Genomic DNA, 24,565 nt, shown 5'->3' with positions numbered 1-24,565 from the left:
ACGCGGTCGATGTACTCAGCACGTCGATTTACTAGGGACCCAGCCTACCGGCGCTTGCGACGATCGCGCAGCGCGCTATCAGCAAACTGTTGCCCATCTTCATCCACGGGCGGCTCGGGTGGTGAATGGTGCGGGATCTGCGATAAGGCGCCCAGCAACGCCGTCGGAATGGCGATCGGACACGATTCGCGCAAAGCCGTTCGCGCCTGGCCCTGAGCTTCGATCTCGGCAGCGCAGTCGGGGCACTGCGACATGTGGCCCGCAGCGCGCAGATGCCCCTTCATGCTGAGCTCGCCGTCGACGAACGCCGCGATGGCCTCGGTGGACAGGTGCTCGGTGGAGCCGAACTGTCGTGGACCAACGGGCGCGCTGCTCTGCGAGGCGAACTGCGACGGCAACCAGGAGAATGCCCTGCGAAAGACGTGGCCCCGGTCGACCATCACCGAACTCCTCTCCGCGCTGCGCATTCTGGTGCGACGTGCACTACCTCGAATGTAGCGCGCGCGGGCGTGCCAGGCCCCCATCAACGGTCAGGCGGACCGAGCGCGGTGGCCGCTGTACTCGGCATCGGCGCTCGGGTGGGCGGCCAGATACTGGCGCAGCGCCTGCCGACCGCGGTGGATGCGGCTGCGGACGGTGCCCAGCTTGACGCCCAGCGTGGCGCCGATCTCCTCGTAGGACAGACCCTCGATGTCACACAGGACGACAGCGGCACGGAACTCCGGCGGCAGCGAGTCCAACGCGGCCTGCAGATCGGCACCCAATCGCGAATCATGGTAGATCTGCTCGGGATTCGGCTCGTCGGCCGGCACGCGGTCGTAGTCCTCGGGCAGCGCCTCCATCCGGATGCGGCCCCTGCGGCGGACCATATCGAGGAACAGGTTCGTCGTGATGCGGTGCAGCCAGCCCTCGAACGTTCCCGGCTGGTAGTTCTGCACCGAACGGAACACCCGGATGAATGTCTCCTGGGTGAGGTCCTCGGCATCGTGCTGATTGCCCGACAACCGATAGGCGAGGCGGTACACGCGGTCGGCGTGTTGCCGCACCAGTTCGTCCCAGGACGGCATCGTCGTCTGATCACCGGTCGCGTCGAACACCGCGGTGCCGGTCAACTCGTCGGTGGGCTCGACCCAGCCGGTCTGCTCGGAATCCGAGGCGGACTGCTCGAGGTGAGCCATGAATACGGGGGACGTGCTCGTGGTGGTCGTTGGATCCTCCAGATCATCAATGCAGCCACCATTGGTAGGCGACGGCGCCACACAGCGGACAACAAACTCCTGGGCCCCGACATTCCCGCCAGGTCGCCCCGAACTGGGGTTTGCGCCGACTGTCATGGAGATACCGTCCCCGATGCCGGTGAGGTTGGCATATGAGCAAACTGAGCTTTTCCTGAGAATGCTGACTACCCCCGGCGTGAAGTGCACAAACCGGCGCTCGAGAGTGCCATTCCCAACACACCCCAGCGGGCGTGTCGCGATGCGGGGCCCTCCCGCTCCCCTCTACGCTTCTGGCATGGCCAGCACCGACGACGGTCAGGCACGGCCAAGTCGCGCCGAGTCGATCGTGAACCACGCCGAACAGTCGATCACCGAGGACGCGATCACCGCGGCCGCCCGAGAGCGCGCCGTGGACAGCGGAGCAGGCGCCGTCACCCCTGCGGTCGGCGCCCTGCTCAGCGTGCTGGCGCGCCTCGCCGGCGCGAAGGCCGTGGTCGAGGTGGGCACTGGCGCCGGAGTGAGCGGACTGTGGCTCCTGGCGGGGATGCGCGAGGACGGCGTACTGACCACGATCGACGTGGAGCCCGAGCATCAGCGACTGGCCAAACAGGCATTCGGCGAGGCCGGCGTTGGCCCGTCGAGGACCCGGCTGATCGGCGGGCGCGCCCAGGACGTGCTGACCCGGCTCGCCGATGAGTCCTATGACCTGGTGTTCATCGATGCCGACCCCGTTGATCAACCACAGTTCGTCGCCGAGAGCGTGCGGCTGCTGCGGCCCGGCGGTGCGATCGTGGTGCACCGCGCGGCGCTCGGCGGCCGTGCCGGTGACGCGAGTGCGGCAGACAAGGAAGTCACCGCCGTGCGCGAGGCCGCGCGGCTGATCGCCGAGGACGAGCGGCTGACGCCCGTGCTGATCCCACTCGGTGACGGATTGCTCGCCGCCGCGCGCGACTGACCCACCCCTCACCCCCTCGTTTTTACGAACTTTTGACGCGGCAGCCCTTGACCCGTCGCTAAACGCGCGTTTAGCGTTCTAAACATGCGTTCAGTTGATGACCTGACAGCGACGGCACGGATCCGCGACTCGGCGATCGAACAGTTCGGCGAGCACGGCTTCGACGTCGGGCTGCGGGCCATCGCCACGGCTGCGGGCGTGAGCGCGGCACTGGTGATTCACCACTTCGGCTCCAAGGACGGTCTGCGTGCAGCGTGCGATGCCTACATCGCCGAGTTCGTGAAGACCACCAAGACCGAGTCGTTGCAGAGCGCCGACCCCGCCACCTGGTTCGCCCAGATGGCCGAGATCGAGTCGTATGCGCCGATGATGGCCTACCTGGTCCGCAGCATGCAGACCGGCGGTGACCTCGCGAAGTCCCTGTGGCGCACCATGATCGACAACGCCGAGGAGTACCTCGAGGAGGGCGTCCGCGCCGGCACCGTCAAACCCAGCCCTGACCCGAAGGCCAGGGCCAAGTTCCTGGCCATGTCGGGCGGCGGCGGCTTCCTGCTGTACATCCAACTCCACGACAACCCACGCGACCTTCGCGCCGTCCTGCACGACTACGCCCAGGACATGGTGCTACCCGCGCTGGAGGTCTACTCCGAGGGCCTGCTGTCCGACTCGACGATGTACGACGCCTTCGCAGCACAACACGCCAACGGCACGCCCATCCCCACGTCCAAGGAGGACTGATGACACCACCCACGGGCACCAACGCCATTGAGATCAACGGTCTGGTCAAGAACTTCGGGACAGTGCGCGCTCTCGACGGCCTGGACCTGACAGTCGCCGAGGGCGAGGTGCACGGCTTCCTCGGCCCGAACGGTGCGGGCAAGTCGACCACGATCAGGATCCTGCTGGGACTCGTGCGTGCCGACGGCGGCAGCGCCCGACTCCTCGGCGGCGAGCCGTGGACCGATGCCGTGGAGCTACACCGCCAGATCGCCTACGTGCCAGGTGATGTGACGTTGTGGCCGTCGCTGACGGGAGGCGAGACCATCGACCTGCTGGCCCGAATGCGCGGCGGTATCGACGAGGAGCGCCGCGCGGAGCTGGTCGAGCGGTTCGACCTCGACCCGTCCAAGAAGGCCCGCACCTACTCGAAGGGCAACCGGCAGAAGGTGTCCCTGGTCTCCGCGTTCTCCTCGCACGCCCGCCTGCTCCTGCTCGACGAGCCAAGCAGCGGCCTGGATCCCTTGATGGAGAACGTCTTTCAGCAGTGCGTAGCCGATGCCCGGGATCGCGGTGTCACGGTTCTACTGTCCAGCCACATCCTCGCCGAGACCGAGGCCCTGTGCCAGCGGGTGACGATCATCCGCGCCGGCCGGACCGTGGAGAGCGGAACACTGGACTCGATGCGGCACCTGTCGCGCACATCCATCAAGGCCGAGATGATCGGTGACCCCGGTGACATAGCCACCATCAAGGGTGTCGAGGACGTCGTGCTCGACGGCCACACCCTGCGCGCACAGGTTGACAGCGAGAGCCTTGGCGAGGTCATCAAGCGGCTCGGCGACGCCGGCGTTCGCAGCCTCGTCAGTCAACCTCCCACGCTGGAGGAGCTGTTCCTACGGCACTACGACACGGCCGACGACGAACCCGAGCGAGTGACAGCATGAACGCCGTCCTCGATCGCCCGCATCGGCCCGCTCACCAGGCGCCGCAACACGGTTCGGCGTTCGCGGGCACGTCCTACCTCCTCCGGCTCTACCTGCGGCGCGACCGGGTGGCCCTGCCGCTGTGGGTGCTACTGCTGTCAGTGCCGCTGTCCACGGTGTACGTCGGCAGCATCGAGGCGGTGTATCCGACCCAGGCCGACAGGTCCACGCTGGTCGCGACCATCATGGCCAGCCCCGCGCAGCGCGCGATGTACGGGCTGGTCTACAACGACAGCCTCGGTGCGACGGGCATCTGGAAGGCAGGGATGTTCCACCTGCTGATCGCCGTCGCGGTCATCCTCACCGTCATCCGGCACACCAGGGCCGACGAGGAGGCGGGTCGCACCGAACTGCTCGACTCGACTGCCATCGGGCGCTTCGCAAGCCTGACCGCGGCCCTGCTCGTCGCGGGCGGCGGCTCGGTCCTGGCCGGACTCATCGGCACCGCGGGCCTTCTCACCCTTGACATCCCCACAGCGGGTTCGGTGGCGTTCGGCCTGGCGCTGGCCGGCTCGGGGCTGGTGTTCACCGCCGTGGCGGCGGTGACGGCCCAACTGTCGCCGAGCGCACGGTTCGCTCGCGGCGCCGCGTTCAGCGTGCTCGCCGTCGCTTTCAGCCTCCGCGCGGTCGGCGATGCCGGATCGCGCGCGGAGTTCCTGAGCTGGCTGTCACCGCTGGGCTGGTCGCTTCAGGTTCGCCCGTACGCCGGTGACCGGTTCTGGGTCCTGCTGCTGCACATCGCGCTCACCGTCGTCCTGGTCGTCCTCGCGTATCGCCTGCTGGCCCGGCGCGACGTCGGTGCGGGGTTGATCGCCGAGCGTCCCGGCCCTCCGCGTGGCGCAGCGGGATTGAACGGTGTCACGGCGTTGGCGTGGCGACTGAATCGCGGATCGCTGGTGCTGTGGACGGTCGGCCTGTGCCTCTACGGTCTGCTGGTCGGCAGCGTGACGAACGGCATCGGCGACGAGATCGGTAACACCGCGGTGGCACGCGATATGGTGACCCGCCTTGGCGGCACCGACGCGATGGAGCAGGCGTTCATCGCCGTCGCGTTCAGCATGCTGGCAATGGTGGCCTCGGCGTTCGCCATCTCGCTGACACTGCGGCTGCACCAGGAGGAGGCCAGTTCGCACACCGAGACGCTGCTGGCCGGCGCGGTGAGCAGAACACGTTGGCTCGCCAGTCATCTGGTGTTCGCGATCGGCGGCTCGGCCTTCGCGCTGCTCGTCGCGGGTCTGGTCACCGGCCTGACGTACGGCGCGAGCGCTGGCGATCTGACCGGAAAACTCCCGACGGTGCTCGGCATCGCCGCGGTTCAACTGCCGGCGGTGTGGTCGTTGGTGGCGGTGACCGTTGTACTGTTCGGCGCACTGCCTCGCCTGACGCCGACGGCGTGGGGGGTACTGGTCGCGTTCGTGGCCGTGTATCTGCTGGGATCACTGGCCAACTCGCCGCAGTGGCTCATCGACCTCGTACCGTTCACGCACGTCCCCCATGTCGGGACCGGAGCATTCTCCGCGACACCGCTGGTATGGCTGCTTGTCATCGATGCCGCACTGATCACCCTGGGCGTCAGCGCTTTTCGACGCCGCGACCTGCGCTGAGGAGACGTCCGTGAAGATCGCACTGCAAACCATCGCATCGATGCTGTTCGGCCTGGTGTTCTTCGGCGTCGCGCTGTTCCTGCCTGCGTGGACGTTCGACTACTGGCAGGCCTGGGTTTTCATCGCGGTGTTCATCGCCGCCAGCCTCATCTCGGGTGTCTACCTGGCCGTGCGGAATCCGGCAGCACTGCAGCGCCGGATGCGGGCGGGCCCCACCGCGGAAACCCGTCCCGCCCAACGCATCATCATCTCGGCGATCATCCTGTCGGTGGTCGCGACTCTGGTCATCAGCGCGCTCGATCACCGGTTCGGCTGGTCGACCGTGCCGGTGCCCGTCGTCGTGCTCGGTGACGTGCTGGTCTTCGTTGGCCTATCGCTCGCGCAGCTCGTGGTGGTGCAGAACGGCTACGCCGGGGCCGCCATCACCGTCGAGGACGAGCAGCCGTTGATCTCAACCGGACTGACGGAATGGTTCGCCACCCGATGTACTTCGGCACCCTGATCATGATGGTCGGCACTCCCCTGGCCCTCGACTCGCTGTGGGGCCTGCTCGCCGTCGCCGTCTCGGTGCCGATACTGGCTGCCCGGATCTTCGACGAGGAGAAGATGCTCACCGAGGAGCTGGCCGGATACCGCGAGTACATGACCAAGGTGGACCACCGGTTGGTGCCGTACCTCTGGTGAGGTCCGGTGCATGTCGACGGGGATAAGGTTCCGTACATGATCGAGAAGCCATGCCCTGGCGGCGGCAAGAGCTGGACGGTGGACATCGCCGGGAAACCGATCTGCCCACGCTGTCGACGCGCGCTGTCCACCGTGGCAGGCAAGGGACGAACGCCGCAGAACACGCCGAAAGTGCCTGCCCACGAGAAGCCATCACGACGCAGCCGCTAGAGGCCCCCGCAAGCTGACGTTCGGACCACCCAAACCACCGCCGCTGCTGCGGTTTCCGCGACGACAACGGTGTGCCCGCCCATACTGATGCCATGGAACTGCTGACCGGGTTCGGTCTCGCGACCGCGGCGGGCCTCAATGCCTACATCCCGCTGCTGATGCTGGGACTGCTGGCGCGCTTCACCGATCTGGTGACGCTGCCGCACGGTTGGGCCTGGCTGGAGAACGGCTGGGTGATGGCGATCGTCGCGGTCCTGCTCGCGGTGGAGATCGTCGCCGATAAGATCCCGGCGCTGGACAGCGTCAACGACGTCATCCAGACCTTCGTCCGGCCGACGGCCGGCGGCATCGTGTTCGGTTCCGGAACCGCTGCTCAGACCGCGGCGGTCGCCGACCCCGGCGCCTTCGCCACGTCGGGCCAGTGGATCCCGGTCGCCGTGGGCGTCGCGATCGCACTGGTGGTCCACCTGACCAAGACGGCGGTCCGCCCGGTGGCCAACGCCACCACCGCTGGTATCGCCGCACCGGTTCTAAGCACCATGGAGGACGCCACCAGCGTGGGCCTGGTGTTCGTGGCGATCCTGCTCCCGATCCTGGTGCTGGTCGTGGTGGTGGCACTGGTGTGGGCGGTGACGATGCTGATCCGCCGACGCCGCCGCCGCGCGCCAGCCTCCTAGCCGCCCCGGCGGCGGGCGCCCTTAGATCCAGATGCCCTTACCGACGGCGACCACGCCACCCGCGCTGATCGCGAACTTCTCGCGGTCCTTCTCCAGGTCCACGCCGACCATCTCGCCGGGCCCGACCACCACGTTCTTGTCCAGGATCGCGTGGCGCACCACCGCACCCCGGCCAATGCGCACACCGGGCATCAGCACGCTGCCCTCGACGATCGCGCCGTCGTCGATCACCACGTTGGACGACAGCACCGAATTGCGAACCGATGCGGCCGACACGATGCTGCCGGCGCCGACCACGGACTCCTGCGCGGAGCCGCCGTTGACGAACTTCGCCGGTGCCAGGTTGGCCGACTCACCCATGATCGGCCAGCGCCTGTTGTAGAGGTTGAAGACGGGGTGCACCGACACCAGGTCCATGTGCGCGTCGTAGAACGCGTCGAGCGTCCCGACGTCGCGCCAGTACCCGTGATCGCGCTCGGTCGAGCCGGGGACCTCGTTGTCGTTGAAGTCGTAGACCGCCGCCATGCCGTCGGCAACCAGGCGCGGGATGATGTCGCCGCCCATGTCGTGGTCGGAATCATTGTCGTCGGCATCAGCGCGGATGGCGTCGACGAGCACTTTGGTGCTGAAGATGTAGTTGCCCATCGACGCGAAGGTCTGTTCGGGATCGTCGGGCGTGCCCGGCGGGTCAGCCGGCTTCTCCACGAATGCCCGGATGCGTCCCGACTCGTCGGCGTCGATGCAACCGAACGCCGTCGCCTCGGCCCGTGGCACCCGGATGCCGGCCACCGTGGCGCCAGCACCACTCTCGATGTGGAACTGCAACATCTGTTCCGGATCCATCCGGTAGATGTGGTCGGCACCGAACACGACGACGTAGTCGGGGTCCTCGTCGTAGATGAGGTTCAGCGACTGCAGAATCGCGTCGGCCGAACCGGTGTACCAACGGGGGCCGAGTCGCTGCTGGGCGGGCACCGGGGTGATGTACTCGCCGGCAAGGCCAGAGAGCCGCCAGTTCTGCGAGATGTGGCGGTCCAGCGAATGCGACTTGTATTGCGTCAGAACGCAGATCTTCAGATATCGCGCGTTCACCAGGTTCGAGAGCACGAAGTCGATCAGCCGGTAGGCGCCGCCGAACGGGACCGCCGGTTTGGCGCGGTCGGCGGTCAGTGGGTACAGACGCTTGCCCTCGCCGCCGGCCAGAACGATGCCGAGCACGTGCGGCAGTTCCCTCATATGTCAAACCTATCGGCCCCCGTGGGTCACTGCTACCTGTTCCCACTATTGACCGCGAGTTCTGTGGCCGAAATCGCCTCGGCGGCAGGTCGAGACAATTGGTGCGGCAAGCCCCTTCGGCCACTACCGTCAACGGCATGCGGGTGGCAATGATGACTCGGGAGTACCCACCCGAGGTGTACGGCGGCGCCGGAGTCCACGTGACGGAACTCGTCGCGCAGCTGCGGCACCTGTGCGAAGTCGACGTGCACTGCATGGGTGCACCCCGAGACGGGGCATACGTCGCCCAACCCGACCCCGCGTTGGCCGGTGCCAACCCCGCGATCTCCACGCTGTCGGCCGATCTGGTCATGGTCAATGCCGTGGCAGCGGCCACGGTCGTGCACTCGCACACCTGGTACACCGGCCTCGCCGGTCATCTCGCGGCGTTGCTGCACGGTGTCCCCCACGTGTTGACAGCGCACTCGCTGGAACCGATGCGCCCGTGGAAGGCCGAGCAACTCGGCGGCGGCTATCGGGTGTCGTCCTGGGTCGAGCGCACCGCGGTGGAGGGCGCCGACGCCGTCATCGCGGTCAGCGCGGGTATGCGCAAAGACGTTCTCGCGACCTACCCGGCACTCGATCCGAACCGGGTGCACGTGGTGCGCAACGGCATCGACACCGACGTCTGGTATCCCGCCCGGCCGGAGCCCGAGGAGTCGGTCCTGGCGGCCCTGGGGGTCGACCCCACACGCCCGATCGTGGCGTTCGTCGGTCGCATCACCCGGCAGAAGGGCGTCGCGCACCTGGTCGCCGCGGCGCACCGCTTCGCACCCGAGGTGCAGTTGGTGCTGTGCGCCGGCGCGCCCGACACTCCGGAGATCGCCGCCGAAGTGGGTAACGCGGTTCGTGAACTGGCGGCGGCGCGAACCGGCGTGTTCTGGGTGCAGGAGATGCTGCCGACTGCCAAGATCCGCGAAATTCTCTCGGCATCAGCCGTTTTCGTGTGCCCATCGGTCTACGAGCCGCTGGGCATTGTGAACCTCGAGGCGATGGCGTGCGCGACGGCCGTAGTGGCGTCCGACGTCGGTGGCATACCCGAGGTCATCGTGGACGGCGAGACCGGCGTGCTGGTGCACTACGACCCGTCCGACGCCGAGGAGTTCGAGGCCGGGTTGGCGGCGTCCGTCAACGCACTTGTCGCCGACCCGGAACGGGCCCGGCGCTACGGGGAGGCCGGACGCCAACGGTGTATCGAGGAGTTCTCCTGGGCGCACATCGCCGAACTAACACTCGAGATCTACCGGAGTGTCGCCTCCTAGCGACCTCGACAGCCGGCCTCGCGTCCGCCCAATCGATTCGTCGAAACCAGAGCTAGCTGGTGACGCCCTTGAGCTCGTCGCCGAGGGCAGATGCCTCATCTGGAGTGAGTTCGACAACCAGTCGTCCGCCGCCCTCCAGTGGTACCCGCATCACGATGCCTCGCCCCTCCTTGGTTGCTTCGAGTGGACCGTCGCCGGTCCGGGGCTTCATCGCCGCCATCGAGTACTCCCTCCGCACCTGACGATCCGCGGTGGCGGATCGATCGAACCGGGACTGTCCGCCCGTTGGCAGCTCCCGGTACTGAACTGCAACGTCACTTCCTACATTCTTCCCTATTCAGGCCGTTCAGTGTGCAAAGACCCGGGTAAGTGGGTCCTAATCACCTACTTGAGCCGGGCTCACGGTGCTGCCGACACCCAGCAGGACGCCACGTGGTCGTCCACCATTCCAGTCGCCTGCATCAGCGCATACGCCGTCGTCGGACCGACAAATTTGAAGCCGCGGCGCTTCAGATCCTTCGCCATCGCCGTGGACTCAGGTGTGACGGCGGGCACACCCGCCAGGTCGGTCGGGCGGGGTCGCGGAGGCGGGGCGAATGACCACAGCAGCTCGCCCAGATCGACGTCGAGGTCAGCCACTGCGCGCGCGTTGGAGATCGTGGCCTCGATCTTGGCGCGGTTGCGCACGATGCCCTCGTCGACCAGTAACCGCTCGACATCGGAGTCGGTGAACGCAGCGACCTTCGCCACGTCGAAATCCTCGAACGCGCGCCGGAAGTTGTCCCGCTTGCGCAGGATGATCAGCCACGACAGACCACTCTGGAACGCCTCGAGCGTCATCCGCTCGAACAGGTCCCGGCTGTCGCGCAGCGGAGTGCCCCACTCCGTGTCGTGGTAGGTGCGGTAGAGCACCGAATCCGGTGTTTCCCAACGAGGCCCGGAGAAGTCCGCCCAGCCACAGCGCACCCGGCCGTCACCGCCGCCCACGGGCCCGCTCACTGCTCGTCCCCGCCGTCGTCGGGGCGCGCATGGGCGCCCTGTAGACGCGACTCGTCGTCGACGTCGTCAAGGGCGTCGAGATCGTCGATGTCCTCGGGTTCGTCAGGCGTCTCGTACACGTCGCGAGGGTCGACGATCCCGTGCTTCGCCCGCACCGCGGCGAGTTCACCACGGACGAGGTCGAGTTCCTGCCCGAGCCGGTCGAGTACCCAGTCGACCTCGGAGGTCTTGTAGCCACGCAGGGACTGGGTGAACTTCACCGCATCGACGTCGGCGCCCGTCACTCCCGATGCGGGCAACACTGTGGCCGTGGTGGCACGGGGTAGCGGAGGTAGCCGCTCGCCCCGGCCGAACAGCACGCTGCCGAGGCCGAACAGCACGGTGGCCACCAGGATCAGGACGACCAGGTACACCAGGATCAACGTCACGACATCGATACTGCCTGAGCGCTCCGACGATGTCGTAACGACCTGCGGACGCCTAGGGCCGCAGTGTGTTCATCGGCGGTCGGTCCACCAACGACACCGACGACGTGCGCGAGCTGTAGTCGTTGCCGTCGGCGTAGAACTGCGTCAGCCCCACGCCGGAGTCGTCGATGCCGCAGCGCGTGAGCAGCGTCGCGATGACCTGCCTGCTCATCGTCGCGAGTTCGGTCAGCGGCCGGTTTCGGTGTGTGCGAACGCCGAGGTTCACCTGCGCGATGGCGTCCAGGCCGAGCCGGTCGTAGGTGTCGACGAGCAGACCGATCTCCACGCCGTAGCCCGGCGCGAACGGGACAGACGTCAACAGCTCGCGGGTGCCGGCGTACTCACCGCCCAACGGCTGGAGCAGGCACGTGAGTTCGGGCCGCAGCGCGGCCAACAGCGGCCTAGCGACCAGCTCGGTGACCCGGCCGCCGCCGTTGGCGTCCTCACTGCCGCTGACCTTCAACGGCCGCCGGTAGAAACCCTTGACCAGGTGCACACCGTCGGAGGTCAGGAGCGGGCCGAGCAACTTGGGCACGAACAATGGGTCGGGGTCGATGAGATCGGAGTCGACGAACGCCACGATGTCACCGGTCGTCGCGGCCAGCGAGCGCCACAGCACCTCACCCTTACCGGGCTGCGGCTCAACCTCGGGCAGCGCCGCCTCGCGGCTGATGACGCGAGCACCCGCCGCGATGGCCCGGATCTCGGTGTCGTCGGTGGAGCCGGAGTCCAGGACGATCAGCTCGTCGACCAGGCCGCCGAGCAGCGGGGTGATGGTCTCCACCACCGAGCCGACTGTCTGTTCCTCGTTGAGGGCGGGCAGGACCACCGAGACAGTGCGTCCACGCTTCGCGGCCTCGAGTTCGCTGACCGTCCACATTGGGCGACTCCAACTGTGATCGGACATCCAGCGGTGTCCCGCTACGGCGTCGGCTAGTTCAGGTGTCAAGCTCATGCCAGTCCCCTAATCGTCCGCGTCGGTGAACGCACGCCCTGGATCGACGCGACCATTTCGAGCACGCGTCGAGTGGGAGCGACCTCGTGCACACGGAACATGGCAGCCCCCGCCTCCGCGGCGAGCGCGGTTGCGGCGAATGTGCCCTCCAGGCGTTCGGTCAAGCCCACACCCAGAGTCTCCCCGACAAAATCCTTGTTACTCAGCGCCATCAGGACTGGCCATCCGGTATTTACAAGATCTTTTACGTGGCGCAACAAACTAAGACCATGGTGAGTGTTCTTACCGAAATCGTGGGTTGGATCGATCAGGATGGCGTCGCGGGCAACGCCCGCGACGACGGCTCGCTCGGCCGCGGCCGTCACCTCCGCGATGACGTCGTCCACCACCCCGCGTACCGACGTCCCGTAGTTGACCCGGAACGGCCTGGTGCGCGGTACAGCGCCACCGGTGTGCGAGCAGACCAGCCCGGCGCCGAACTCGGCGGCGACGTCGACCAGGCCCGGATCGTGGCCACCCCACGTGTCGTTGATGATGTCCGCGCCCGCCGCGCAGGCCTGCTTGGCCACGGCCGCGCGCCAGGTGTCGACACTGATCAGCTGATCCGGGTAGGCGCCCCGCAACCACTCGATGAACGGCACGACGCGGGCGATCTCCTCCTCGGCGTCGACCTCGCTGCCCGGACCGGCCTTGACGCCCCCGACGTCGATCACGTCGGCGCCGTCGGCGATCACCCGATGCACGGCCGTCATCGCCGCCTCGTCCGAGAACGTGGCGCCGCGGTCGTAGAACGAGTCGGGCGTGCGGTTGACGATCGCCATGATCATGGCGCGGTCGCCTGCCACCGGTCGACCACAGAACGTGGAGGGCACGTCATCAGGCTAGCCGCGCAATTCGGGCGAGCTTTGTTCCTCACGGCACTCGACTGATTTCGTCGCGGCAATACGCCCGCCATACAGTGGTTGCAACTGTGGCGCCGACATGCGCCCCTTCCCTGATACGGAGCCAGATGCCTGACCTACACGACCACGTCGGCCGGATCTATGAGGAAGTAGCGCGACGGAATCCGGGCGAGACCGAGTTCCACCAGGCCGTTCACGAAGTCCTGCAGAGCCTGGGCCCGATTCTCTCCAAGCACCCGGAGTACGTCGACTCGGCCGTGATCCACCGACTCTGCGAGCCGGAGCGACAGATCATCTTCCGGGTCCCCTGGGTCGACGACAGCGGTTCGGTTCAGATCAACCGCGGCTTCCGCGTCGAGTTCAACTCCGCGCTCGGCCCGTTCAAGGGTGGCTTGCGCTTCCATCCGTCGGTCTACCTGGGCATCGTCAAGTTCCTGGGCTTCGAGCAGATCTTCAAGAACTCACTGACCGGGATGCCGATCGGTGGGGCCAAGGGTGGAGCCGACTTCGATCCGAAGGGCCGCTCCGACGGCGAGGTCATGCGCTTCTGCCAGTCGTTCATGACCGAGCTGTACCGGCACATCGGCGAGTACACCGATGTGCCTGCCGGCGATATCGGCGTCGGCACCCGCGAGATCGGGTATCTGTTCGGTCAGTACAAGCGCATCACCAACCGCTACGAGTCGGGCACGTTGACCGGCAAGGGGCTGTCCTGGGGCGGGTCGCAGGTACGCACCGAGGCCACCGGCTACGGCACCGTCTTCTTCATCGACGAGATCCTGAAGGCGAGGGGCCAGTCCTTCGACGGCAAGCAGGTCATCGTGTCGGGCTCCGGCAACGTCGCGATCTACGCGATCGAGAAGGTGCATCAGCTCGGCGGCTCGGTCATCGCGTGCTCCGACTCCAGCGGTTACGTCGTCGACGAGAAGGGCATCGACCTCGAGCTGCTCAAGGACATCAAGGAGACGCAGCGCGGCAGGATCGCGGACTACGCCCAGCTTCGCGGCGGTCAGGCTCGATTCGTCGACACCGGCCGGGTGTGGGACGTGCCGTGCGATATCGCGGTGCCCTGTGCGACGCAGAACGAACTCGATGGTGACGATGCGGCACAGCTGGTGCGATCGGGCTGCCTGATCGTCGCCGAGGGCGCGAACATGCCCTGCACGCAGGAGGCGGTCAAGGTGTTCGCCACCTCAGGCGTGACGTTCGCGCCGGGTAAGGCAGCGAATGCCGGCGGCGTGGCCACCAGCGCCTTGGAGATGCAGCAGAACGCCTCGCGCGATTCGTGGACGTTCGACGAGACCGAGGCCCGCCTGGCCGAGATCATGAGTCGCATCCACGAGCGCTGTCTGACCACCGCCGACCAGTACGACCAGCCCGGCGATTACGCCGCCGGAGCCAATATCGCCGGGTTCATCCAGGTGGCCGACGCGATGCTCGCCCAGGGCGTCATCTAACTAGTTCTTGGGGCGCTTGCCCTCGACGACCTCGGCCGGGTACTCGCCGTAGAACGGCACATAGCCCTCATCGCGGCCGGCGAGCACGTAGATCGGATCCTCAAGCTTGTCTGGGCCGGCGCCGTAACCCTGCTTGCGCAGGTCGACCTTCTGATTCTTGAACGTCGAGGTGTGCGCGAGTTCGCCGACGATCCGCGCGAACAGCGGCACCGCGTATCCGGGGAGGTGCGCGTAGGCGGCCTTCGCGAGCGCCTTGCCGTCGAACTCCTGACCGTCCTTGAGCTGGATGGCGACCATGCCGGCACGGCCACCGGCACCCTCCACCTCCACGCCGAACACCGTGGCCTCCTCGACCTGCTCATCGAGCGACACCGCCGCCTCGACCTCCGTGGTGGCGACGTTCTCGCCCTTCCAGCGGAAGGTGTCACCGAGGCGGTCGGTGAACGCGGCGTGGCCGAACCCCTGTGAGCGCATCAGGTCGCCGGTGTTGAACCACACGTCGCCGTCCTTGAAGGCGTTGCGCACCAACTTCTTCTCGCTGGCCGACTTGTCGGTGTAACCGTCGAACGGCTGGAGGCTGCTCACCTTGCTCAACAGCAGCCCCGGCTCGCCGCTCTTGACCTTGCGGACCCGGCCGTCGTCACCGCGCAGGGGCTCACCGGTGTCACCGTCGTACTCGACGAAGGCGATGGGCGACGGGCAGATGCCGGTGGTCTTGTCGATGTTGAACACATTCATGAAGGCGGTGTTGCCCTCGCTGGCTGCGTAGAACTCGCACACCCGCGGGATGCCGAACCGCTTGGTGAACTCGTCCCAGATGGCCGGGCGCAGCCCGTTGCCGCAGATGACGCGCACCCGGTGTTGGCGGTCGGTGGGCTTGGGCGGTTGGTTCAGCAGGTACCCGCAGATCTCGCCGATGTAGACGAACGCGGTGGCGTCGTAGCAGATGACCTCGTCCCAGAACCTCGACGCGGAGAAGGACTTGCCCAGCGCCAGCGTGGCCCCCGCGTTGAGCACCGACGACGTCGCCACCGTCAACGCGTTGTTGTGATAGAGCGGCAGGCAGCAGTACAGCGTGTCGTCACTGGTGAGCCGCATGCCAAGGCCACCGAATCCGGCGAGCGCACGCAGCCAGCGGTAGTGGGTCATGACGCTGGCCTTCGGCATTCCGGTGGTGCCGGAGGTGAAGATGTAGAACGCCTTGTCCTTGGCCAGCACCGCGGCGGTGGCGGCCGGGTTGGTGCTCGGCGCGGTCTCCGCGAGCCGGTCCAGTTCCTCGACGGTCATCAGACCCGCGGGCTCGGCGCCGCACTCGGTGATCGGCTCGATGAGATCGGTCTCGGCGACGACGGCGGCGGCCTGCAGCAGACCGAAACTGTGCGCGAGCACCGTGCCGCGCTGGTGGTAGTTGAGCATGCCGGCGACCGCACCGCACTTGACGACGGCGAGCATCAGCAGCACCGACTGCGGCGAGTTGCGCAGCATCACGCCCACGACGTCACCGTGTCCGACACCGCGGGCGGCCAGCACCGCGGCGTAGCGGTTGACGGTCTCGTTGGCCTCGCGGTAGGTGATCTCCTGGTCCTCGAACCGGATGAAGACGTTGTTGGCGTATCGGGCGGCGCGGTCCTGGAACACCTTGCCAATCGAGGTCTTCGCCGTCGGGCGAGCCATGAGGCCGGTGATCGCGCCCCGCACGATGGCTGGCGCATCCATCAGAAATCCGGGGATGCGCGGCGCGATGTCGAGCAGGCCGACGCTGCTACGGGTTCCCGAAGTGTCTTGGCCGCTGTCCTGCCTCGAGGCGCTCATGACAATCCACACTATCCGCGCGGGTCAAAAGGGTCAGCCCTGCGGGGCACATGCGTCCAGCGCCGCATCGACCTCGTCGACCACGATGAGCCGATCCAGTGCCCCCGGCGACACATACCCAGTCTCGGCCAGCCCGCGGACCCAGGTCAGCAGACCGGTGTAGTGGTCAAAGGGATCGAGCATCACCAAGGGCTTCTCGTGCATGCCGAGGTAGCCAGCGGTCCACGCCTCGAAGAACTCCTCGAGCGTCCCGATTCCGCCGGGCAGCACGATGAACGCATCGGCGCGGTCCTCCATGACCTGCTTGCGCTCACGCATCGTGTCGGTGACGACGAGTTCGTCGGCGTCCACGTCGGCCACCTCGCGATGGACGAGCACCTTCGGGATGACGCCGACGGTACGGCCATTACGGGACCGGGCAGCACCCGCCAGTGCGCCCATCGCCGACACGTTGCCGCCGCCGGACACCAGCGTCCACCCGCGCTCGGCGATGGCGGCCCCGACGTGTGTGGCCAGGGCCAGGAGTTCGGGGTGCCGTGGTCCCGAGGCGCAGTACACGCAGACCGCCCAGCTGCGGTCGGCGTTGTCGGTCTCCCGGTCGGTATTGCTGCGATCTAGAGGCACGGGTGCAAACTACCGCTCCTCCTCCGCCGCCGAGACTGCGGGGAGATCGCGAATTCGACCGGAAATGCGATCTCCCCGCAGTCTCGGCGTGTGGGTAAGGTCCGGATTTCCCGGTGGCCCCACGGTCGGCGGCCATACACTTCGGCCGTGCTCGCCGATGACGACTCCCTGGGTGCGCGCCTAGTCGTCGCGCAGGCGTTGGCATGGCAGGGCCTGGGTCGCGACGCCGCCGCGGTGCTCGACGACGTGGACCCGTCGACATTGTCTGAGGCCGATCTGATGGCGTGGGCGCTGCCGCGGGCGGCCAACCAGTTCTGGATGCTCGACGAACCCGAACGCGCGACGGCGTTCCTGCGCACCACCCGGGGCCGCGTGACGTCCGGGCCGGCAGGAGCGACCGTCGACGCACTTTTGGGCACGTTCGCGATGAACGCGGGAAGCCCGCAGCGCGCCATGGAGATTGCGCAGGGGGTGCTGGCCTCACCGGACTCCGACGACCAGGCCATCGGGTGGGCCGCGGCCGCTGCCGCCTTGTGCAACGCGCGGATGGGCTCCTTCACCGACGTCGATGACCTTGCGCTGCGGGCCATCAGCGCCGGCCACCCCGGCTTGCTGCGATTCACCAGCGGATTCGGGCAGACCACCGCCCTGGTGATGTCCGGAGCCCTGGACCGAGCGCATGCGCTGGCAACCGAACTCGCCGAGGCAACCGAGGAGGGACAGCCCGGCCACGCGATCGGCCAGTTGCTCGTCGCCGACGTGCTGATCTGGCGGGGCGACCCCAGCGCGGCGGTCGACCTGCTCGAGCCGGCCGCCGCATCGCTCGCGCAGACGGGTTACTCGTGGGGTCCGCTGGCGTGGATGTTGTTGGCGCAGGGGCTCGGTCAGATGGGCCGTACCGCCGACGCCGGCCGGGTGCTGGCGCGCGCCGAGGCCCGCCACGGTCTCAAGTCGATGCTGTTCGCGCCCGAGCTCTCGCTGGCCAGGGTGTGGACGTCGGCGGCACGCCGGGACGCGCCCGGAGCCGTCAACGCGGCGCGGGAGGCGGCCCGCGCCGCCGAACGCGGCGGACAGTCCGCCGTCGCGCTACGCGCGCTGCTGGATGCGGTGCGCTTCGGTGACATCAGAGCCGCCGACGGGATCGCGCGGCTCGGCCTGGACTGCGTCGTCGGCCGGTTGGCACTGGACTACGCGCGGGCCTTCACAGCCCGCGACGCATCTGGGATAGACACGGCGGCAGCGGCTTTCACGGAGATCGGGATGATGGGCATCGCGGCCGACGCGACGAGGCAGGCCGAGGCCGCGCGGGCCTGACGCCTCAGCGGCCGTCGGGTCCGGTGTCGCGCGGTGCCTCGTCGTCGACCCAGCCGGGTTTCGGCATAGGCGGCATGGCGCCCCTGGCCTGGTTGAAGTGACTGGAGGACTCCTGCGTCGGAAACCCCTTGGCACGCGAGTTGCGAATGAACACCGCGACGATCACGACGGCGGCGAGCACGAGGAATGCGATGAGCACGATCTTCGCGATGGTCGGCCACATCGGGCCGAGCGTAGTCCGGTGATCTCGCAATTGCTGCGTCAACGGGTAGCCGGTGCAGCTTAGGATTGGGCTCGGACTGTGCTTTTCTTTCCGTGGGGGGTGTGCTGTGGGCGTGCTGGACGGGTTCATGTCGACCTGGTCGAAGGCGCGAGAGACGTTCGGGCAGGGCACACCTCAGACCGGTGAGTCGTTCGACCAGAGCGGGTCGTTGCGCCAGATGCAGACGACGGTGGAATCGGCCGCACCCGGCTCGCGGTGGAGCGGTACGGCGGCGAGCGCGTATGACACGGCGAACACCAACCACGGCAAGGTCTTCGGCGAGCTGGCGTCGCTGGACCAGAGGCTGAGCGCCAAGGTGACCGAATCGGCCCAGGTCGTGTCGACCGGCCGCCAGAACCTCGACACGGTCCGGCAGTGGGTGCTCGACGCCGCGGCGTCGGTGCCCGCGGGAAAGACCCGCGAACAGATGCTGATGCCGATCGTGAAGAACGGCCTCGGGCAGGTCACCGAGATCATCACAACGTCGAACGCAGAGCTGAACAGGATCGGCGGTGCCATCAAGGGCATCGGCGGTGAGTACCAGGCACTCAACGATCAGAAGTTCGGCCCCAAGGAGGGCGACGGCGACCTTCAGAAGATCAAGGGTGACGAGGAGGACCTCAAGCCCGAGGACATGGAGGAACTGGCTCGCAAGACCCTCGCCGGCGACCAGGAGGCTGCTGCCAAGGTCGACGAGATCCTCAACGGAATCGACAACGACCAGCTGGGCCCGAACAGCACCGCCCACCCGCTGGATCCGGTACAGGCAGAACTCGTCGGCCAGATGCAGGCCCAGATGTCAGACATGTCGATGAACGACGTGAACGCGGCACGCGAGCGGCTTGGCGAGAACAAGGACGTCCTGACCAACGCGATGCAGGTCATGAGCAATCCGAATGTGGAGTACCCCAGACACGATGGCGACGGACCGCAGGTCGTCCCGTCGACCCCCGGCGGCCCGCTGCCGAATGACGGGGTGCTTCCCGGCGACACCGGAGCGCTACCAAGAGGTGTCCAGGACACGCTGAACATGCGATCCGACTTCGACGGGCCGCCCGATCCCCGCCCCGGATATCCGGGTTCCGGACCGGTGGACTGGGAGGGCGCCGAACGCACGAGAGCAGCCGACGGCATGAAGAATCTGGCCGACATCGTTGGCGATGGCGATCCGAGGTTCCAGCAGGGAACTGCGCTGGATCGCGAGATGATGTCAAATGCCAAGGACTGGCTGGCTTCTCAGGAGAGTCCGGATGGCAAGTCTCAAGAACACTGGGGCGATGAGGTCGTGGAACGGGTCTTCGACACGGCCGGACGCGACACCGTCGTCAACCACGACATGCTCACATCTGACAAGGACTTCATGCAGGACGTGTTGACCCACGAATGGCAGGACAACGGCCAGTCGGCGAGCACGCTGACGGACTGGATCTCACGAGACGCCTACTCGCCCGACCCGGCCGTGAACGAGCGTGCGGGACAAACGGCAAGTGCGATAGCGGATTACCTCGGTGACCCCGCCAACAAGGACATCCTGATGAACAACAGCACGGGCAGCCAACCGAACATGTCGCTCGGCCAGATGAATCCCGAACTGACCCAGAGTCTTGCGCAGTCCATGAGCCCGTACGTCGATGAGATGGCTGGCAGGCCGCTGGACAGCAGCACGGGATGGACCGCCAAGGACGGCGAAGGCAATCTCGCATACCCGCACGCCGCGCAGGTGATGGGTGTTCTTGGAACGGACCCGTCAGCGGCCGCGGTTTTGGACGCGCGGGCCGCATCAGTGCAAGGGGCGTACATCAACGAGTACGCGGGTTCGGTGATAGACAGCAACGGACAATCCTCGAACTCCGCCGCGATGGAGGCTGCCGGCCGGTTGAAGGGCATCTGGGACGAGGGTGCCTACATGTCTGTTTTGGACACCGAATCGGATGCGGCGAAGGCACGGCTGGATGCCTACGAGCGAATGAAGACCAACTACGACGCGGGATTCGGGCTCGCCGGAGGAATTCCGTATGCAGGTCCCGCACTGGAACTTCAATCCAAGCTGATGCAGGACGCGATTCTGGGGCCACCTCCCCAAGGTGGCGAGCCTCCGAAGACCCCCATCGAGAGTTCACTCGGCATGCGCAGTGTCCTGGCCCAAACGTTCATGGAGCACAACATCGGCAACCCTGCGGACATCGCAGTCCTTAGGGCGGAGTACGACAAAAACAACGACGGGATACTCGAGGTGCCGCCCGACGTCCTTTACGACCCCGACCGCGGCACGTTTAGTAACGAACTGCGCGACTACTTCAGCAATATGACTGGCCCCGTCAAGGACCCACTCAGCGAGTACGAAAAGTCCTACCGTGACGTACTTTCGTAACGACATGGGTAAAGGGATGGCGGTGTTTCTCGCGGCGCTCGCTTTGGCGATGGTGACCGCGTGCAGCGGCACCAAGGAAGACATACCGCGGCCTGAATCGACCGCCACACTCCCGCCGCCGGAATTCTCGAACTATCCCGCTGAGGCCAATGACTTTCGCTTCCATTGGTCGGCCGCGCCGGGAATCGATCTTGAGACCGGGCCGGCCGTGGCCGTCAGGGCGTACATCGAATCAATGCGACTCGCCGCTTTTGCCGGCGGTGACCCCTCTGTCGTCTACCCGGGGTTCATGCATGCAACCCCGGAGAACACTGAACCCGGGACAAGCGACGGCGATCTCTACCAACTCGAGTTCATTCGGCCAAAGACACGCGCACAGTACGAGTCCAACGGATTGCAGTATGTGCAGCGTCAGGTCTACGGCTACCAGCCAACCCACATCCTCGACCTCATGCCTCAAGGCGACGGCTATCAAGCCACGATCTGCCTGGGCGCCTACTCGGTCTATCGCACCGATGATGCCGATCGCAGTCGCTACTTCTCGACTGCTGCAGACGAGAAAACGGGCGAGATGTTGCGCGACGACAGCGATATACAGTTTTGGCGCGTCGAGTTAACCGAAAATGACCCGCGCGTCGCCAATGCGCAGGCCTCACCCGCTGCCCCTCAAGTCGGCCCGTTACCCGCGCCGCTCGATGACGTCTTCGGAAAGTGGTTCATCACCGGAAGTTCGCAGGGGTTATGGGGTGCCCCCGGACAGGGCGACGACATCGAAACCCCGGAACTTCGCCAGCAGTGCGAGGCCGCTATGCCCGACGACGCCGCGGCCCGCACCGCGATGGCCACCGGCTTCCACAACGCGCCGCCACCGCATGGGGAGCCCATACCCGGCTGGCCCGCCGCGAACGGCTAGAGCGGTGTCTCGCGATGTGCTCAAGTAACCGGCACGCCTCGGCCGGCGCGCTATTCCTGGCCATGGCGATGGGGTTCACTGCCGCCTGCGATGCTCCGTCGACGCCGCCACCACCAATGACGTCGACGGCTACGTTGCCCGCGCCGCTGTTTCCGAACTGGCCGCCAGAAGCGAACGAATTCCGCTTCCACTGGTCTGCCGCACCGGGGATCGACCTCAATACCGGTCCCGCCGTTCCGCTCCGGGCATACCTCGAGTCCATCCGGCTCGCGGCATTCGCCGGAGGCGACCCGTCCGTCGTCTATCCGGGGTTCATGCGTTCCACACCGGAGAATCAAGGTCCCGTCGCGAACGAGGGTGAGCTCTTTCAACTTGAGTACATCCGCCCGCAGACACGTGCGGAGTATGAGGCGAACGGGTGGACGTACGTAGAACGGCAGGTCTACGGCTATCAGCCAACCCACGTCCTCAGTCTCATTCCTCAGGGCGACGGGTATCGAGCCACCGTCTGCCTGGGCGCCTACTCTGTGTACCGCACAGCCGATGACGACCCGAAGAAGTTCTTCTCGACCGCCGCCGATGAGCAGACCGGACAATTGACGTACGGCAATCGAGACGAAATCCAGGTCTGGCGTGTCGAACTCACCGACAAGGACCCACGAGTCGCAAACGCCCCCGCGCCACCGACTGCCCAACAACTCGGGCCGATGCCCGCACCCGTAGATGACGTTTTTGGCCGATGGTTCATCACGGGAGCCGGTACGAGCCTATGGGGTCCATCGGGGCAGGGCGAGTACATCGACACTCCAGAAGTCCGCCAGCAATGCGAGGACGCCATGCCCGACGACGCGGCCGCCCGCATGGCGATGGCCACCGGCTTCCACGCCAGCCCACCACCGCACGGCGAACCGATTCCCGGCTGGCCCGCCGCGAACGGATAGGTCGGGGTATCCAGATGCCCTCAGGTCGCCCTCGCGCAGAGGCGACGCGCCAACTTCCCGCCAAGGCACCGCCCCGACTGCGGCAATTAAGACCCCAGCCACGTGGCAGAGTGCATTGAGGGAGGGAAGCGTGGTCGACGATGGACACGGACGTACGCGGTTGGCGCGCATCCTGATCCAGGTAAGCGTCGGACTGGCGCTCGGGGCGGTGGCGGTAAACGCCTACGCGTTCATTGCTCGCATCCCCGCCGGCCGCAGCGCCGAACCCCTGCGACCGGTGACCACGCTGCTCGGTGCGTCACTGGTCCTCACAGCGGTTGCCGCGGCGCTGCTCATCGTGATTGGTGTGCGAACGCTGGCCGGTCGACCCAGTGCAGTGCTCGGCTGGGCGGTGCTGGTGACAGTGGTGGCAGTCACCGTGCTCGCCTTCCTCAGCTCGACGCCAAGAGACGCGGCCGCGTTGATCGACGGGCCGTTCGGCAAGCCCGTGGTCGGCCTCGCACAGGCGTCATGGATCCTCATGGCCGTGGCGGCGCTGTCCTTGTGCGTCGGCATCTACACGGCCTCCCACATACCACTGTCCTCGCTGCGGACCGCCGTCCGTCAGGCGCCCGCAGCGACAGCGGGGATCGTCGTGGTCGGGCTTGCAGTGTCCGCTGCGGCCGCCGTCTGCGTGGCCTCGGCGCACGCGTCGACGAGGGCTGACTACACCACGGCCGGCCGGGTCGAGATCCCTGCGATGCCTGCGTCAGTCGGCGATTCGGCCTACACGCTGACGACGAGCGACGTCAGTCGCCTGGTACCGGCGGGACCGGGCTTCGTCATGGGTGGCGACGATGCACTGATCGCCTATGACGGCGCCACAGGTGCGCAGCGGTGGCACTACCCGTGGCACCTGTTGGGCCAGGCCTGCGAACCGACGGCCATCCGCTCGACTGGGACGCACGCCGAGGCCGTCGCCATCGTGGAGTGCCTGAATCGGGCGGTGCCGTCCGAGGACCAGCGGCACCGGTGGACGCTCACCGCCTTCGACGCGATGACCGGTGGCGTGCTGTGGACGCGTGACGACGCCGGCCGCCTCCAGGGTCGGCTCGAAGCGAACGCCGGCGGCGTCCCAGTGGCCCGGAGTGACGACCTGGCGATGTTGAATCCGTTGTCGGGCAACGACACCTGGCGCCGCACGGTCACAGGATCGGCTGATTGCTGGCTGGACAATCGCTTCGTCATGCTGGATCAGTCGGTCGCCTACCTGCCGATGTGCTCACGCGACACCCTCCACCTGTTCGACGTGGGCAGTGGCGAGGAACGGACCGTCGACCTCGCGGATAAGGCCGGAGTTCCGCCGCGTATGTGGGACCTCGTCGCGGCGGAGGCCAACACCCTGCTGCTACGCAGTTCGGATCGGGGCAGCTATGCCAACGACCGGTTGTGGGTGGTCGAGGCCGAGTCTGGTGACGTTCGCAGTGTCCGCAATTCGAGTCTCGCTGGCGTGTACCGCGGTGCCGCGGAGGCCGGCCTGTATCCAGGTCCGGTCGCACAGATCGGTCACGGTCTCACTGAGGCCGACGAGTCCTTCGTCGACCTGTACCTCGTCGGCGAGCGCCAGGCCGTGACGGCAATCGGCATCCGCGTCGGGATGGACTCGGGCAGATGGGCGTTGGAGTGGACACGCGTCGGCGAACGGATCACGGGTCCCAACGCCCGCGGGCCCGCTTACGAGATGCTGTTGGCATCGATCGCGCCCGACGGCACCTCGACCACCCGACCGTCGCCGTGCGGCGCCGATGTGGGCGGGCTACTTCCCGTCCCCGGCGCTGTCCTCGCGGTCTGTTTCCGCAAACCGGGCTTCGAGGTGGTGGGCCTTCGATGAGGGGACATCAGGACGTCTAGCGGCTTGACACCGTGCTCCGATTTCCCGCCAACCACGCGTCTTCGCAGCCCATAGAATCAAAGCCAGCGAC

General features: G+C 66.8%; 23 protein-coding genes and 2 pseudogenes. 14 read left to right on the top strand and 11 right to left on the bottom strand.

The window, feature by feature from the left end; all coding sequences use genetic code 11:
* Window positions 1-44 precede the first annotated feature (44 nt).
* Complete coding sequence (gene rseA / locus ACZY0X_RS10965; RefSeq protein WP_463770201.1) at window positions 45-440, bottom strand: anti-sigma E factor RseA; 396 nt, start codon at window positions 438-440, stop codon at window positions 45-47.
* A 90-nt stretch (window positions 441-530) separates the two neighbouring features.
* Complete coding sequence (sigE, locus tag ACZY0X_RS10960) at window positions 531-1,334, bottom strand: RNA polymerase sigma factor SigE (RefSeq protein WP_463770199.1); 804 nt, start codon at window positions 1,332-1,334, stop codon at window positions 531-533.
* Between the two features lie 178 nt (window positions 1,335-1,512).
* Here sigE and ACZY0X_RS10955 point away from each other — a divergent pair, with 178 nt between their 5' ends.
* The 7 genes and pseudogenes from ACZY0X_RS10955 (at window position 1,513) to ACZY0X_RS10925 (ending at window position 7,050) form a co-directional block, all read left to right on the top strand.
* Window positions 1,513-2,172 carry an O-methyltransferase gene (locus ACZY0X_RS10955; protein WP_463770197.1) on the top strand — a complete coding sequence of 220 codons (660 nt, stop codon included), beginning with the start codon at window positions 1,513-1,515 and terminating at the stop codon, window positions 2,170-2,172.
* 84 nt (window positions 2,173-2,256) lie between these two features.
* Window positions 2,257-2,910 carry a TetR/AcrR family transcriptional regulator gene (locus tag ACZY0X_RS10950; protein ID WP_463770195.1) on the top strand — a complete coding sequence of 218 codons (654 nt, stop codon included), beginning with the start codon at window positions 2,257-2,259 and terminating at the stop codon, window positions 2,908-2,910.
* On the top strand, window positions 2,910-3,836 hold the full coding sequence (locus ACZY0X_RS10945) for an ABC transporter ATP-binding protein (protein WP_463770193.1): 927 nt from the start codon (window positions 2,910-2,912) through the stop codon (window positions 3,834-3,836). Before ACZY0X_RS10950 ends, ACZY0X_RS10945 begins: the two co-directional genes overlap by 1 nt.
* Window positions 3,833-5,479, top strand: a complete 1,647-nt coding sequence (locus tag ACZY0X_RS10940; protein WP_463770191.1) for an ABC transporter permease — start codon at window positions 3,833-3,835, stop codon at window positions 5,477-5,479. Before ACZY0X_RS10945 ends, ACZY0X_RS10940 begins: the two co-directional genes overlap by 4 nt.
* 10 nt (window positions 5,480-5,489) lie before the next feature.
* Window positions 5,490-6,163: pseudogene (locus tag ACZY0X_RS10935) on the top strand (methyltransferase family protein).
* A 36-nt stretch (window positions 6,164-6,199) separates the two neighbouring features.
* Window positions 6,200-6,373 (top strand): hypothetical protein, encoded by a 174-nt coding sequence (locus ACZY0X_RS10930; RefSeq protein ID WP_241403808.1) that lies wholly within the window; start codon window positions 6,200-6,202, stop codon window positions 6,371-6,373.
* A 92-nt stretch (window positions 6,374-6,465) separates the two neighbouring features.
* Window positions 6,466-7,050, top strand: a complete 585-nt coding sequence (locus tag ACZY0X_RS10925) for a DUF4126 domain-containing protein (protein ID WP_463770189.1) — start codon at window positions 6,466-6,468, stop codon at window positions 7,048-7,050.
* A gap of 21 nt (window positions 7,051-7,071) precedes the next feature.
* On the opposite strand, the gene glgC is transcribed toward ACZY0X_RS10925, so the two are convergent.
* The gene (gene glgC / locus ACZY0X_RS10920; RefSeq protein ID WP_463770187.1) at window positions 7,072-8,286 is read right to left on the bottom strand and encodes a glucose-1-phosphate adenylyltransferase; all 1,215 of its coding nucleotides are present in this window, start codon (window positions 8,284-8,286) and stop codon (window positions 7,072-7,074) included.
* 137 nt (window positions 8,287-8,423) lie between these two features.
* Between glgC and glgA the strand changes: the two genes are divergently transcribed.
* Window positions 8,424-9,587, top strand: a complete 1,164-nt coding sequence (glgA, locus tag ACZY0X_RS10915; RefSeq protein ID WP_463770185.1) for a glycogen synthase — start codon at window positions 8,424-8,426, stop codon at window positions 9,585-9,587.
* Window positions 9,588-9,639: 52 nt separating this feature from the next.
* On the opposite strand, the gene ACZY0X_RS10910 is transcribed toward glgA, so the two are convergent.
* From ACZY0X_RS10910 to folP, 5 genes are all read right to left on the bottom strand, one after another.
* On the bottom strand, window positions 9,640-9,807 hold the full coding sequence (locus ACZY0X_RS10910) for a DUF3117 domain-containing protein (protein ID WP_127782270.1): 168 nt from the start codon (window positions 9,805-9,807) through the stop codon (window positions 9,640-9,642).
* A 179-nt stretch (window positions 9,808-9,986) separates the two neighbouring features.
* Window positions 9,987-10,586, bottom strand: coding sequence for a DNA-3-methyladenine glycosylase I (locus ACZY0X_RS10905; RefSeq protein WP_463770183.1), 600 nt, complete (start codon window positions 10,584-10,586; stop codon window positions 9,987-9,989).
* Window positions 10,583-11,014 carry a DivIVA domain-containing protein gene (locus tag ACZY0X_RS10900; protein ID WP_241403804.1) on the bottom strand — a complete coding sequence of 144 codons (432 nt, stop codon included), beginning with the start codon at window positions 11,012-11,014 and terminating at the stop codon, window positions 10,583-10,585. The genes ACZY0X_RS10905 and ACZY0X_RS10900 overlap by 4 nt, the downstream gene beginning before the upstream one ends.
* Before the next feature lie 52 nt (window positions 11,015-11,066).
* Window positions 11,067-12,008, bottom strand: coding sequence for a glucosyl-3-phosphoglycerate synthase (locus tag ACZY0X_RS10895; protein WP_241403803.1), 942 nt, complete (start codon window positions 12,006-12,008; stop codon window positions 11,067-11,069).
* The gene (gene folP / locus ACZY0X_RS10890; RefSeq protein ID WP_463770630.1) at window positions 12,005-12,835 is read right to left on the bottom strand and encodes a dihydropteroate synthase; all 831 of its coding nucleotides are present in this window, start codon (window positions 12,833-12,835) and stop codon (window positions 12,005-12,007) included. Before folP ends, ACZY0X_RS10895 begins: the two co-directional genes overlap by 4 nt.
* A 182-nt stretch (window positions 12,836-13,017) precedes the next feature.
* On the opposite strand from folP, the gene gdhA reads away from it, so the two are divergent.
* Window positions 13,018-14,367 (top strand): NADP-specific glutamate dehydrogenase, encoded by a 1,350-nt coding sequence (gene gdhA / locus ACZY0X_RS10885; protein ID WP_463770180.1) that lies wholly within the window; start codon window positions 13,018-13,020, stop codon window positions 14,365-14,367.
* Here gdhA and fadD6 read toward each other — a convergent pair whose 3' ends face one another.
* Together fadD6 and ACZY0X_RS10875 are read right to left on the bottom strand one after the other, a co-directional pair.
* Window positions 14,368-16,179, bottom strand: a complete 1,812-nt coding sequence (fadD6, locus tag ACZY0X_RS10880) for a long-chain-acyl-CoA synthetase FadD6 (protein WP_463770178.1) — start codon at window positions 16,177-16,179, stop codon at window positions 14,368-14,370.
* A 33-nt stretch (window positions 16,180-16,212) separates the two neighbouring features.
* Window positions 16,213-16,803: an LOG family protein gene (locus ACZY0X_RS10875; protein ID WP_463770176.1), complete on the bottom strand. Its 591-nt coding sequence runs from the start codon at window positions 16,801-16,803 to the stop codon at window positions 16,213-16,215.
* A 168-nt stretch (window positions 16,804-16,971) separates the two neighbouring features.
* On the opposite strand from ACZY0X_RS10875, the pseudogene ACZY0X_RS10870 reads away from it, so the two are divergent.
* Window positions 16,972-18,117: pseudogene (locus ACZY0X_RS10870) on the top strand (AAA family ATPase); the annotation flags it as partial.
* Window positions 18,118-18,121: 4 nt separating this feature from the next.
* Here ACZY0X_RS10870 and ACZY0X_RS10865 read toward each other — a convergent pair.
* On the bottom strand, window positions 18,122-18,340 hold the full coding sequence (locus ACZY0X_RS10865) for a hypothetical protein (RefSeq protein ID WP_354523200.1): 219 nt from the start codon (window positions 18,338-18,340) through the stop codon (window positions 18,122-18,124).
* Window positions 18,341-18,467: 127 nt separating this feature from the next.
* Between ACZY0X_RS10865 and ACZY0X_RS10860 the strand changes: the two genes are divergently transcribed.
* The 4 genes from ACZY0X_RS10860 (at window position 18,468) to ACZY0X_RS10845 (ending at window position 24,474) form a co-directional block, all read left to right on the top strand.
* Window positions 18,468-20,750 (top strand): TPR repeat domain-containing protein, encoded by a 2,283-nt coding sequence (locus ACZY0X_RS10860; RefSeq protein ID WP_463770174.1) that lies wholly within the window; start codon window positions 18,468-18,470, stop codon window positions 20,748-20,750.
* Complete coding sequence (locus ACZY0X_RS10855; RefSeq protein WP_463770172.1) at window positions 20,734-21,663, top strand: hypothetical protein; 930 nt, start codon at window positions 20,734-20,736, stop codon at window positions 21,661-21,663. Before ACZY0X_RS10860 ends, ACZY0X_RS10855 begins: the two co-directional genes overlap by 17 nt.
* 14 nt (window positions 21,664-21,677) lie before the next feature.
* A complete protein-coding gene (locus tag ACZY0X_RS10850; protein ID WP_463770170.1) occupies window positions 21,678-22,604 on the top strand; it encodes a hypothetical protein in 927 nt (308 codons plus the stop codon).
* A 130-nt stretch (window positions 22,605-22,734) separates the two neighbouring features.
* Complete coding sequence (locus tag ACZY0X_RS10845; protein WP_463770168.1) at window positions 22,735-24,474, top strand: outer membrane protein assembly factor BamB family protein; 1,740 nt, start codon at window positions 22,735-22,737, stop codon at window positions 24,472-24,474.
* Window positions 24,475-24,565 lie beyond the last annotated feature (91 nt).

It is taken from the genome of Mycobacterium sp. IDUB_39 (assembly GCF_055419205.1).
This window is presented reverse-complemented; position numbering and strand designations above follow the sequence as displayed.